Annotated in this window: 9 protein-coding genes; 3 read left to right on the top strand and 6 right to left on the bottom strand. The window is 70.1% G+C overall.

The window, feature by feature from the left end:
- Genes ACFYRU_RS32960 through ACFYRU_RS32945 form a run of 4 tightly spaced genes read right to left on the bottom strand, consistent with a single transcriptional unit; the run spans window position 1 to window position 5,427 of the window.
- Window positions 1-1,959, bottom strand: coding sequence for a hypothetical protein (locus tag ACFYRU_RS32960; RefSeq protein WP_387665903.1), 1,959 nt, complete (start codon window positions 1,957-1,959; stop codon window positions 1-3).
- Between the two features lie 2 nt (window positions 1,960-1,961).
- Window positions 1,962-3,359, bottom strand: coding sequence for an ATP-binding protein (locus ACFYRU_RS32955; RefSeq protein ID WP_387665901.1), 1,398 nt, complete (start codon window positions 3,357-3,359; stop codon window positions 1,962-1,964).
- A 55-nt stretch (window positions 3,360-3,414) separates the two neighbouring features.
- Window positions 3,415-4,692, bottom strand: coding sequence for a serine hydrolase domain-containing protein (locus ACFYRU_RS32950; protein WP_387665898.1), 1,278 nt, complete (start codon window positions 4,690-4,692; stop codon window positions 3,415-3,417).
- Between the two features lie 9 nt (window positions 4,693-4,701).
- A complete protein-coding gene (locus tag ACFYRU_RS32945) occupies window positions 4,702-5,427 on the bottom strand; it encodes a Clp protease N-terminal domain-containing protein (RefSeq protein ID WP_387665896.1) in 726 nt (241 codons plus the stop codon).
- A 200-nt stretch (window positions 5,428-5,627) separates the two neighbouring features.
- Here ACFYRU_RS32945 and mug point away from each other — a divergent pair, with 200 nt between their 5' ends.
- Complete coding sequence (mug, locus tag ACFYRU_RS32940; RefSeq protein ID WP_387665894.1) at window positions 5,628-6,128, top strand: G/U mismatch-specific DNA glycosylase; 501 nt, start codon at window positions 5,628-5,630, stop codon at window positions 6,126-6,128.
- Here the strand turns inward: mug and ACFYRU_RS32935 are convergent.
- A complete protein-coding gene (locus ACFYRU_RS32935; RefSeq protein ID WP_387665892.1) occupies window positions 6,121-7,050 on the bottom strand; it encodes an alpha/beta hydrolase in 930 nt (309 codons plus the stop codon). The genes mug and ACFYRU_RS32935 overlap by 8 nt on opposite strands.
- Window positions 7,051-7,151: 101 nt before the next feature.
- On the opposite strand from ACFYRU_RS32935, the gene ACFYRU_RS32930 reads away from it, so the two are divergent.
- Both ACFYRU_RS32930 and ACFYRU_RS32925 read left to right on the top strand, forming a co-directional pair.
- On the top strand, window positions 7,152-7,724 hold the full coding sequence (locus tag ACFYRU_RS32930; protein ID WP_387665889.1) for a TetR/AcrR family transcriptional regulator: 573 nt from the start codon (window positions 7,152-7,154) through the stop codon (window positions 7,722-7,724).
- A 26-nt stretch (window positions 7,725-7,750) separates the two neighbouring features.
- Entirely contained in the window at window positions 7,751-11,035 is a 3,285-nt protein-coding gene (locus ACFYRU_RS32925) for a hypothetical protein (RefSeq protein ID WP_387665888.1), read from the top strand.
- Here the strand turns inward: ACFYRU_RS32925 and ligD are convergent, their stop codons facing one another.
- A complete protein-coding gene (gene ligD, locus ACFYRU_RS32920; RefSeq protein WP_387665885.1) occupies window positions 11,036-12,007 on the bottom strand; it encodes a non-homologous end-joining DNA ligase in 972 nt (323 codons plus the stop codon). It abuts the gene before it with no gap.
- Between the last annotated feature and the right edge of the window lie 29 nt (window positions 12,008-12,036).

Below are 12,036 nucleotides of genomic sequence, written 5' to 3'. Positions count from 1 at the left end.
CTACAGCTTCCGTCTGGTCCGCAGGTAGTCGCCGACCACGGCGGCTCCGAGGCCGTCCGCGTCCGGGGCCAGGACCCGGCCGCCGCTGCGCCGGGCGAGCAGGTCGACGAACGCGTTCAGCCGCGGGTCGTCGCCGAGCCGGAAGACGGTCAGCGAGGCACCGAGCTTGGCGAGCCGGTCGACCTCGAAGATCGTCTTGCGCAGCGTGGCCGGTTCCGGCGGGTACGAGAACTCGGCCGTACCGTCCGGCTCCAGGTGGGCGGTCGGCTCGCCGTCGGTGACCATCAGCACGACCGGTTGCGCGTCCGGGTGCCGCCGGAGATGCCGACCCGCGAGCAGGAGTGCGTGGTGCGCGTTGGTGCCCTGCTCCCAGGTCCCTTCCATCCCGATCAGCTGCGGCAGCTCCACGACCCCGGCGTACCGGCCGAAGGTGATCAGCTGCAGCGCATCGTTGCGGTACCGCGTCGAGATCAGCTGGTGCAACGCGAGCGCCGTCCGTTTCATCGGCAGCCAGCGACCCTCCTGCACCATCGACCAGGACGTGTCGACGAGCAGCGCGACCGCGGCCCGCGCCCGGTGCTCGGTCTCCGCGATCTCGACGTCCGCAACGTCGAGCCGCACGCCACCCCCGCCGCGGTGGGCGGTCCGCAGTACGGCGTTCCGCACCGTCCGCGGCACGTCCCACGGCTGGGTGTCGCCGAACTCCCACGGCCGGGTCGAACCGCTCAGCTCCCCGGCCGCGCCGGCGTTGGCGGCGTCCCGTTCACCGGATCCGCGCGCGGTCCGCAGTACGTCGGCCAACGCCGTCTGGCCCAACTGCCGCAACGCCTTCGGCGACAACTGCAGCGAACCGTCCGGCGCCCGTTCGATCAGACCTTGGTCGCGCAGCTGTCGCTCCAGCTCAGACAGCCGGCGAGCGTCGACCGTCGCCTCGTCACCCAGCTGCCGGGTCAGCGCGTCGAGGTCGATGTCCTCCAGTCGCGCGCCCGGGTACGACTGCGCCAACTGCTCCGCCAGCGCATCCAGCTCGGCCAGGTCGGACATCGCCTGCGCGCCCTCGGCGAGGCCGAGCGGATCGTCACCGCTCATCCGTTCCGAGGAGTACCAGTCCTCCCCCGGCCGCAGTGCCTGCAATTGCGCGTCGAGCTGGGACAACTGCTGGGACAACTGTCCGTTGCCGAACGCCTGCTGCGACAGCTCCATCAGTTCGGCGCGCTGCTCGGGTGTCATCGAGTTCAGCATCCGCTGCGCCGCGGCCGCCCGCTGGGCGAGCGCGTCGATGAGTTCCTCGACGTTCTGCGGGTTCTCCGGGAAGAACTCGCCGTGCTTGGCCATGAACTCGTCGAACAGCTGCGGTACGTCGGGTCGCCCTTGCGCATGCGCCGCGAGCAGCGCGTTGAGGTCGGTGAGCATCTCGTTGATCCGCTCGACGTCCTCGGGCGTGGTCTGCTGCAGCGCCTCCTTCATGCCCTCGAACCGCGACCCGAGCAGCTCGCGCCCGAGCAGTTCGCGGATCTCCTCGTACTTCTGCCGGGCCTCCGACGACTCCCACTGATAGTTGGCCAGCTCCCGTACGGCGGCCGCCGTACCGGACGGCAGCGCGTCGAGCTCGGCCTCCTTGAAGCGGGCGTCGTCGGACGGGTTCGGGAAGAGCTCGCGCCGCTCGGCCTCGAGCGCTTCGTTCAGCAGTCGCTGGACGTCCTGGAGCGTGCCGTCGAGGTTGTGCCGCCGCTGGATCTCGCGGCGGCGCTCCCACAACCGGCGGGTCAGGTCGTCGAGCCCCTGGGTGTTCCGGGTGCCGCGCCGGAGCATCTCCTCCAGCGCGGACCGCGGCGACGACCCGTTCATCACGTCCCGGCCGATCTCGTCCAGCGCGTCCCGCAGGTCCACCGGCGCCTGGAGCGGATCCGGCCCGTCGTGCCACGGCCCGTACGACCAGCCTTCAGGGATTGACGACATCGTCAGGCCCCGTACACCGTCGTGTCGTCGTCGGCGTCCTTCGCGACCCGTTTCGACAGGTAGAGCATCTCCAGGGCGAGTTCGACGGCGGCCGCGATCCGGCCCGGCGAGTCGTCGGGGTGCACGCCGGCGCGGGCGGCGACATCGTGCAGTACCGGCAGCTCGGGCAGTGCGGACAGCACCTCCCGGCCGGGCACCCGCTCACCTGTGGTCACAAGGTTGCCGTCGGCAACGGCGTGGGCCAGCGGGGTCAGGTCCAGCCCGGCGAACCGTTCGCGCGCGGTGTCCGCGACCGAACGGCGCAGCAGGTACTCGAGCAGCTCGATCTCGCGGCCTTCCTCACCCGGCTCGAACTCGAGCTTGCCCCGCAGTACGGCGGGAACCGCTTCGAGGTCGACCGGCCGTGCGACGGCCGGCTCCTCGCCGGTGATCGCGGAACGGCGCAACGCGGCCGCGGCGATCGTCTCGGCCGCGGCGACCGCGAACCGGGCGGACACCCCGGAGCGCTGGTCGATCGACGTCGACTCCCGCAGGTGCCGGACGAACCGGGCCAGCACCTCCAGCAGCGGCTCGCCGACCTCGGCGGTGAACTCGGCCTCCTGCCGGATCACGTCCACCTCGGCGTCGATGTCCAGCGGGTAGTGGGTCCGGACCTCGGCGCCGAAACGGTCCTTCAGCGGGGTGATGATCCGGCCGCGGTTGGTGTAGTCCTCCGGGTTGGCCGTTGCCACCAGCAACACGTCGAGCGGCAGCCGGAGCGTGTACCCACGGACCTGGATGTCGCGCTCCTCCATCACGTTCAGCAGCGCGACCTGGATCCGCTCGGCCAGGTCGGGCAGCTCGTTGATCGCGACGATGCCGCGGTGCGCCCGCGGTACCAACCCGAAGTGGATGGTCTCCGGGTCGCCGAGGCTGCGGCCCTCGGCAACCTTCACCGGGTCGACGTCGCCGATCAGGTCACCGACGCTCGTGTCGGGCGTCGCGAGCTTCTCGGCGTACCGCAGGTCGCGGTGCAGCCACGCGACCGGGAGGTCGTCGCCGAGTTCGGCGGCGCGGCGGCGCGCGGCGGGGGTGATCGGGTCGAGCGGGTGCTCGGGGAGTTCGGCGCCCTCGATGACCGGGGTCCACTCGTCGAGCAGGCCGACCAGGGTGCGCAGCAGCCGGGTCTTGCCCTGGCCGCGCTCACCGAGCAGCACGACGTCGTGGCCCGCGAGCAGGGCACGTTCGAGTTGCGGAATCACCGTCCGGGTGAATCCGACGATGCCGGGCCAGGGATCACGCCCGGCCCGGAGTTCTTTCAGCAGGTTGTCACGGAGCTCGGCCTTGACCGACCGAGGAAGGTATCCGGCGGCCCGGAGGTCACCGGCCTTACGGGGAAGTTCAGCAGGTGCACTAGTCACTTTGACGACGTTAGCTCGGTCACCCCAAAGTGCACCCTGTTTATCTCAGTTTATGTCACCGCCTGGGCGTGACTCTGCCTGACGTGAAGACGCGCGTCGGCGTGAAGGTGACCGGTAGCCACGGATGTTCCGGTGAGTAGCGGGTGACGAAGTGGTTGCCGTCCAGCGGTTCTGTCGGCAGCAGTTCGTACTCGTGCACCGGCTCCTCGGCGAACGCGAGCCGGTCTCCGGTGGCCTGCTCGGTCATGACGAGGTGGTCGGCGCGCCTGCTGACGTCCAGCCGGACACTGGCGCGTTCGTAGCGGCCGGTGTGCCGGTCGTCGACAGGTGCTTCCGCCGGTTGCGGCGCCACGGGATGCGCGACACCGGCGTACTCGGTGAACACCTCGGAGGCGAGCGGTTCGAACAGGCGGGTGCCGTTGCCGGAGTTCGTCAGCAGGCACATGATCAGCCGCGCCTCCGGGTCGATCCGGAGGAAGGCGAGCTGCGAGATCGTCGACCCGTCGTGCCCGAACAGCCGCCGCCCGCCCCAGTCGTAGATCCGCCAGGTCAGGCCGAGGTCGACGAACCCGCCGATGCCGGCCGCGTACGGCACCTGCGGCTCCTGCATCGGGGCGTACGTCGCGTCGGTCAGGTGCAGACGCGCGAATTCCAGGACGTCGGCGGCGCTCGAGGTGATCGTCCCCGCGGGCCCGATGCTGCGCGGGAGCTGCCACGTCTGCACGCGGGACCCGTCCGCCGCGGTGTGGCCGACCGCGGCGTTGTGCAGGATCGCCTCCTCCGGCAGAGTGACGGTGTGCCGCAGACCGAGCGGCTCGACCAGGCGGGCCTTCAGCGACTCGTCCCAGGTGCGGTTGTCGAGTACCTCGATCAGGCGGCCGAGCAGGACGAAGCCGGCGTTGCAGTACGAGTACGCCGTACCAGGTTCGAAGAGCTGGTCGACGTCCGCGAGCAGGCCGACGTACCGCTGCAGGCAGTCGTCGCCGCGGCCGGTGTCGGTGAACAGGTCGCCGTCGATGCCGCTGGTGTGGGTGAGCAGTTGACGGACCGTGACCCGCGTGTCGACCGGTGCCTCGGGCAACAGTTTGACGATCGGGTCGTCCAGGCCGAGCCGGCCCTCGGCGGCCAGCTGGACGATCATCGACGCGGTCCACGACTTGCTGATCGAGCCGAGCTGGAACAGCGAGTCGGCGGTGGTCTCCACCCCGGTCGTGGTGTTCAGGACGCCGTACGGCGCGAGCGTCGTCTCGCCGTCGTGCCAGATGCCGAGCACCGCCCCGGTGACCTCGGCCGCCACTGCCAACTCGTTCAACCGCGCAGACCAGTCAGGCATGCACCAAACCTACTTGCCGAAGCCGTCCAGGGCCGCACGGATATCCGCCCAGGCCGCCGACTCGTCGAGGCCCTGCTCGAGCAGGATCTTCGTGGCGATGCCCGCCTGGTCGCGGTAGAAGGCGAGCAGGAGATGTTCGGTGCCGACGTAGTTGTGGCCGAGCGTCAGGGCCTCCCCGACCGCGCCTTGCAGGACGTGGGCGGTCCGGCGGGTGTACGGCGGATTCTCCGCGTCGAGCGCCTTCTTGGCACTTCTCGCGTCAGCCGCTGGGGCGGCGGGACTCTTCTCGTCCATCGCGGACCGCACCGTCTCCTCCGTGATGTCGTGAGCCAGCAGCACCTTCGTCGCCACCGAGCCGGGTTCGGTGAAGAGCGCGAGCAGCAAGTGCTCGGTGCCGATGAAGGCATGATTCCGCTCGCGGGCGACTGCCGCCGCGGCCCGTACAACATTGCGGGCTCGCTGGGTGTAGCGCTCGAACGCTGGGCGCGCGGTCCAGGAGTCGGCGAACCGTTTGTGGGCGGCTTGTTTGCTGACGCCGAGGACGGCGCTGATCTCCACCCAGGACTTGCCGGCGCCGCGGGCGCGGTCGACGAAGAAGCCGAGGGCGGCATCGCTGGTGGTGGTCAGTTCGTTGATCGTCGCCGCCGCGGTCGCGAGCTGCGCGAGCTCGTCGTCGCTGCCGGCGTCGGCCTTGATCGTGTTGATCAGTTGCTGCAAGTCAGGTCCCGGAGTCATGCCGTCAACCCTAGGTTGACAACCTCGCTGCGTCAACCTTGGGTTGACGCAGTGGGTCGTGTGCCGAAGAACGGGTAGTGGTGGCCCGATCCAGCCGGGTCAAGCGGCTGGCCGGCGGCCGTGGCGCCGCCGACCGGCACCACTGTGCCGCCCGGCCGGCACCACTGCCCGTTGTTCGGTACAGGTCTAGGGTGTCGCGCGTGGACGGCATTGCGGATGTGATCGCGCCCGGGTTGCGGGTGCTGTTCTGTGGGATCAATCCGGGGTTGATGTCGGCGGCGACCGGGCATCACTTCGCCCGGCCAGGGAACCGGTTCTGGCCGGCGCTGCACTTGAGCGGGTTCACCCCGCGGCAACTGAAACCCGCCGAGCAGCAGGAGTTGCTGGGTTTCCGGCTCGGGATCACCAACGTGGTCGACCGCCCGTCCGCGAAGGCGGCCGAGTTGTCGCGGGCGGAGTTCCTCGCCGGCGGCGAGAACCTGGTGAAGAAGGTGCTCGACGCCCAACCGGAGTGGCTGGCCGTCCTCGGCGTCACGGCATACCGTGACGCGTTCGGCGAACGTACAGCCACAGTGGGCAAGCAGGACCGCACCATCGGCACCACCCGCGTTTGGGTCCTACCGAACCCGAGCGGCCTGAATGCCCACTACACGTTGCCGAAGCTTGCCGCGGCGTTCGCGGAGCTCGAACGGGTTAGTTGAGCGCCTTGCGCAAGGTCGTGATCGCCAGCTCGATCGCGGCGTTCGCGGCGTGGGTGTCACGGAGCGCGTCCAGCATCACGAAGTCGTGGATGATCGCGGCGAACCGCACTGCGGTCGTCGGCACCCCCGCCTCCAGGAGCTTGGCGGCGTACGCCTCGCCCTCGTCCCGCAGTACGTCGGCCTCACCCATGATGACCAGCGCGGACGGCAGGCCCTGCAGCTGCTCGGTCGTGGCGCGCAGCGGTGAGGCGGTGATCTGGTTCCGCTCGTTCTCGTCGGTCGTGTACTGGTCCCAGAACCACTTCATCCCGTCGAGCTGCAGGAAGTACCCCTCGCCGAACTCCTTGTACGACGCGGTGTCGAACGACGCGTCGGTGACCGGGTAGAACAGCACCTGCTGGACGAACTTCACGTCGCCGCGCTCCTTCGCGAGCAGCGTGACGGCGGCCGTCATGTTCCCGCCGACCGAGTCGCCGGCGATCGCCAGCCGCTCCGCGTCCAGACCGTGGTCCTTGCCCGAGGCAATGATCCAGCGGGCGACGGCGTAGTTCTGCTCGAGCGCGTGCGGGTACCGGACCTCGGGCGAGAGGTCGTACTCCGGGAACACGACCGCGGCGCCCGCGCCGACAGCGAGCTCACGGACCAGCCGGTCGTGGGTGTGCGCGTTGCCGAACACCCAGCCGGCGCCGTGGATGTAGAGGATCACAGGCAGTACGCCGGTCGCGCCCCGCGGCTTGACGATCCGTGCCTTGGTGCCGTCCGCGGCGGTCACCCACTCCTCGTCGACCGGGAGCTTCGGGTAGTCGGTGGTCTGCACCTCGTCGACGGCCTTGCGACCCTCGTCCGGGGTGAGCTGGAACAGGAACGGGGGCTTCGCGGTCGCGTCGGCGAAGGCCTGGGCGGCGGGCTCGAGCACAGTCATTTTCTTCCTCCCATTGATGTGAGAACGCTCGTTCTCTCCGGTACTGTAGGAGAACGTTGGTTCTCCGCGCAAGGTGGCACGGATCACGGGAGGTTCGGGAGATGGTGCTGGACACTGCGACGGCGCAGCAGCAGGTGCTGGACGCGGCCGACGCGCTGTTCTACGAGCGCGGCGTGCAGTCGGTCGGGATGGACGCGATCCGGGCAGCGTCCGGGGTCTCGCTGAAGCGGCTCTACCAGCTGTTCCCGTCCAAGGACACGCTGATCGAGGCGTACCTGGACCGCCGGGACGCGCTCTGGAAGTCGATGCTGGCCGAGCACGTCGACGCGGCGATCGACCCGCGCGCGCGGATCCTCGCGGTGTTCGACTTCCTCTACGACTGGTTCCAGCAGCGCGACTACCGGGGCTGCGCGTTCATCAACTCGTTCGGTGAGCTGGGTACGGTCTCGCCGCGGGTCGCCGAGCTGGCTCTCGAGCACAAGGAGGGCTTCCGGCGCGCGCTCGGCGACCTCGCGACCGCGGCCGGCGCCCGGGACCCGGAGGCGCTCGCGGACCACCTGATCCTGCTCAGCGAGGGCGCGATCACGCGCTCGGCGATCTCCGGGACGGCCGACCCGGCGGTCCGCGCGCGCGAGGCGGCGACGATGATCCTGGATGCCTCACTCGGCAGCTGACACCGGTCGTTCGGCAGGATGGGCTCATGCGTCTGCCGGAGCTGCTGCGATCGATCGACGGACTCTCGTACGGGCAACGCGTACGGTTGCTCGCGGACCGGGCGCCGGAACTGGCCGGGCTGCTCGGTGAGCTCGGCCGTGGCAGTTCGTTCGAGCGGGTTCTCGGTCTGCAGATCGCGGAGGTCACGCGGGACACGGCGTACGTCAATCGGATGCTCCGCGACCCGGACCCGTTGGTCCACGGCCGCGCGATCGCCGCTGTACTGCGGGGCGTACCAGTGCCGGACGACGACCTGCGGATCCTGTACGACGACGCGCCGGCGGCTTTGCGGTCCAAGCTGGTGGCGCTGGTACGGCGGCAGCGGCGGGAGCATCTCGCCGTACGGCTGATCGACGAGCACCGGGCGCGCTGGGGTGACGTCGCGGCGACCGGTCTGCTCGACGCCGTGGACGGCGCGACCCTAGCGCGGTTGCTGCCGGAGCTGGCGTACTGCGTGACGCCGGGCAACTGGCGGCGGCTCGCGCGGCATCATCCGGAGCAGGTGCTGACCTTTGCGCGGGAGACGCTGCCGAGCGGTGCGGATCGCGACGAGTGGTGGCGGGGCGTCGGGCACGGCGTGGCTGCCGCCCTTGACTTCGACTTGATCAAGGAGGCGCTGCCGGCGCACGACCTGCCGGTGGCGGTGATCGACGTCATCGGGCCGCTGGCCGATCGCGATCCGGCCGGGGTGCTCGCGTTGTTGCTCGCACCCGACCGGCGGGGCGCCGTATACAAGGCGTTGACCCCGGCGTTGCGGCGTCGGCTCTATCGGTACGCCGACGACGAACTGGTCGAGCTCGGCCGGATCCTCTGGCCGTCGCTGACCGAGCTGCTCCGTGAGCTGGCTCCGTCGCGGCGTGGCCGGTTGTTCGAGGCGGTGACGAAGGACGTCGACCTCGGGCAGGCGCAGTTGCCGCCGGAGTTGCTGCAGGTGTTGCCGTACGCGGTCCGGATCGGCGAGGCGCGGCGAATGCTGGCGTTGCCGGTGGTCGCGGAGGACGGCGCACTGCGGCGGCGGGTGACCGCGTACCTGCCGTACGACGAGGCGTTCGAGTTGCTGTCCGGTGAGGTCAGGGATCCGGAGGCGGCGGTACGTTCGTCGGTCTATCAGGCGGTCATCCGGTCGGCGACGCGGCCCGAGCAGGTTGTGGCGGCGGTGACCTGGGCCGCGGAACGGGTACGGAACGACCAGGACCTGGTCCGTCTCGCCGTCCTGCATACCGTCGCGGATGTGTCGCCGACGCTGTTGACCGCGGCGCTGACGGAACCGCTCGAGATGCTGCTCGAGGATGGGTTGAACGCGCGCGACACGTCGTGGGCGACCCGGCGAGCGCTCGGGCGGATCGCCGAGCGAGCCGTCGTACATGGTGCCCTGGGCAACGAGTCGCGTGTGCTGGAGTGGGGCCTGCGGGCGCACGCGCGGTTGTCGGAGAACATCGGCGAGCTCTCGCTCGACAGGATTGCCGACAATCTTCCGCGTGGGCGTGAGGCCGCCGTCTACGCCGTACTGCGGCCCGCGATCGAGGCGGCGGCTCGGCGGAACGAGTTCGCACTCGCGTTCGCGGTCGCGCAGGCGTTCGGGCGGCGGGCGTGGCGGATCGACCACTTGCAGGACGTCCTCGAGCAGGCGGTGTGGTCGAACCAGGAGTACACGGTCGAGCGCGCCTGCCGGTACTGGCTGGATGCGCCGTCGACCCGGTCGGAGCGGGTCGAGCGGATCATCCGCCGGGATGTGCGGCTCGCGCGATGGCACCCGGTGTGGTGGCTGGTGACCGAACTGCGTACCGATCTGCTCGATCCGGTGTTCGACGCCGCGGACACCATCCGGCGGTTCGATCGGAACAGTCCGTCGTGGGAGGTGCCGGACTACGCGCTGCGGTTGTGGCTTCCGCGACAGCAGGCCCGGTACGCGGCGTTGCTGGTCGGCGTTGCTCGTGATCACGGGATGCCCGAGTGGTACCGGGCGGCCGCGGTGAAGACGCTCGGGCATGTGCCGACCGCCGGTCGGCCGGTATTGGACGAGTTCTTGGCGAGTGACGATGTGCTGCTGCAGGAGGCTGCGCTGGCAGGACTCGCGTGGACGAACCGCCCGGACCAGGCGCTGCCGTTGTTGCTGTCGCATGCGGGCGATGATCGGGCGCGGATCGCTGTGTATGCGGCGGCCCGCGCGGCGCGGTTCGTACGGCCGAGCTTGTTGCCTGGGTTGTTGCAGCCGGTGCTGACTCGCGACGGCGTGAAGGTGACGGCACGGAAGGAAGCAGTACGGCTGCTGGGCGAGCTGCGGGCGCCTGGGGCGGGTGCGGTGCTCACGGAGACGTGGGCTGGAGCGCATCGGGATGTGCGGGCGACGATTGCTCGTACTGTGTCGCAGTACTTGCTGTACGACCCCGCGGCGTGGGCCGTGCTGGAGCAGGCGGTGCATGACTCGCCGGCGACTGCTGTGGTGCTGGGTGCACGGTCCGCGTACGACGTGCCGCTTGCCTATCGGTCGCGGTACGCCGACCTGCTGATCGCGGTGACGACCCGCTCGGAACCGGAGGTCGTCGGTCCGACGTTGCTCGCGTTGCGGGGGTGGGCACGGTACAGCCCTGCTGCTGCAGGGGTTTGCGCGGACTTCGTCACCGACCTGTCGCTCCGCAGCCGCGTGTGGTCGGACGCGATTTACGCTCTGGTGTCGATCGTTGCGTCGAACCCGCCGGACGGTGTGCGGGAACTTGTCGACGCCGTCCGGCTACTGGTTCGGCTCGAGGAGGATCCGGCTCTTCCGAACGCCGCCGCGGACCGGGATCGTCCAGCGCGCCAGCGGTTGAGGCAGCTGGTGGGCCAGCTCACCGGTCAGCTGGCGGGTCGCTCGGCCTCCGCTCGCAGCCACCTGTCGCCGGTCGCCGCTGAACTCGCCGCACCCGACTACCTCGGGTTGCGGTTGCCGATGCTCCTGCTGGCAGCACCTACTGCTGCCGACGCCGTACCCGCACTACACGAGGCCGTCGCGGACGACCTGCTGGCCGCGAGTGCCGCGGCCGAACTCCTGCGCGCGCGTCTGCAGGCAACGGACGCCAACTGGGAGCCGGCCGACCTACTCCCCCTGACCGAGTCCTTGACCCAGGCAACCGATCCGGCAGCTGCTCTGCTGGCCCACGCCTTGCTGACCACCGCGGCTCCCCGGGCAGGCTGGCCGGTCGCCTGGCGCCGGCTGCTAGTTGCCTTGCGCAACAACCCGGATCCGGGAGTCCGCCGTGCCGCACTCGACCTGACGAACGCCCCGGAGTAGTCAGCTGTCCTTTGCCTGTGCCTCGCGGGCTCGTTTGCGGCGCTTGCCTTCGTGCATGGCCGCGACCCGGGCGACCGGGATGGCGCGGCCCTCCTCGAGTACGTCCGCGGGGATCTCCTGCGGCGCCGGCAACGCCTCCGCCCACGGGTCGCGGTCCCCGAGCAGCTCAGGCGCCGTACGTACGGTGAAGTCCCGCGGCGACACGTTCTCCAACTCGTCCCAGCTCACCGGGAACGACACCGTCGTACCAGGGCGGACCCGCGGGCTGTACGCCGCCACGATCGTCGCGCCGCCCGAACGGGTCGAGTCGACGAACACCTTCCCGTGCCGGTCCTCCTTGATGTACGCCGTGGTCGCGACCTCCGGATCGAGCTTCTCCGCCCGGGCTGCGATCGCCCGCGTGGCGGCCGCGGCGTCCTCGATCGTCACCGTGTCGACGATCGGGACGATCACGTGTACGCCCTTCGCGCCGCTCGTCTTCACCGCACCTGACAACCCGGAGTCGGTGAGCGCCTGCCGGACGAGCAGCGCCGCCTGGACCGCCATCGTGAACGTCTCGCCCTCCGGCGGGTCGAGGTCGAGCACCAGGTGCGTGACGCGGTCCCAGCGGTCGGCGCGCATCAGGGTCGGGTGGTACTCGACGGCGCGCTGGTTGGCGAACCACAGCAGCGTCCGTCGGTCGTCGCACAGCGCGTACGACACTTCGCGCTTGGACGCCTCGGCCCACACCTGCACGGTCTTCACCCACTCGGGCGTGTACTTCGGGACGTTCTTCTGCATGAACTTCGGCTGCCCCGGGCGGATCCGCACCACCGACAGCGGCCGCTCCCGCAGCTCGGGCAGGATCCGCCCGTGCACCGCGTCCAGGTAGTCGACCAGGTCCCGCTTGGTCGCCTCCGCCCCGTCGAACAGCGGCTGATCCAAGTTGGTCAGGTCGACACCGTCCCGCACCTCATCCGGCTTACTCGCCATCCCCCGAGCTTAAACGCCCCCCACCCCAC

The organism is Kribbella sp. NPDC004536, assembly GCF_042873835.1.
GTDB lineage: Bacteria > Actinomycetota > Actinomycetes > Propionibacteriales > Kribbellaceae > Kribbella.
The sequence above is the reverse complement of the archived record's forward strand: the minus strand, read 5'-3'. Positions and strand labels throughout refer to the sequence as shown.

Coding starts and splice junctions, on each gene's coding strand:
- ACFYRU_RS32935 (WP_387665892.1), bottom strand. CDS start 7,050: ATGACTGTGCTCGAGCCCGCCGCCCAGGCCTTCGCCGACGCGACCGCG.
- ACFYRU_RS32960 (WP_387665903.1), bottom strand. CDS start 1,959: ATGTCGTCAATCCCTGAAGGCTGGTCGTACGGGCCGTGGCACGACGGG.
- ligD (WP_387665885.1), bottom strand. CDS start 12,007: ATGGCGAGTAAGCCGGATGAGGTGCGGGACGGTGTCGACCTGACCAAC.
- ACFYRU_RS32950 (WP_387665898.1), bottom strand. CDS start 4,692: ATGCCTGACTGGTCTGCGCGGTTGAACGAGTTGGCAGTGGCGGCCGAG.
- ACFYRU_RS32930 (WP_387665889.1), top strand. CDS start 7,152: ATGGTGCTGGACACTGCGACGGCGCAGCAGCAGGTGCTGGACGCGGCC.
- ACFYRU_RS32945 (WP_387665896.1), bottom strand. CDS start 5,427: ATGACTCCGGGACCTGACTTGCAGCAACTGATCAACACGATCAAGGCC.
- ACFYRU_RS32925 (WP_387665888.1), top strand. CDS start 7,751: ATGCGTCTGCCGGAGCTGCTGCGATCGATCGACGGACTCTCGTACGGG.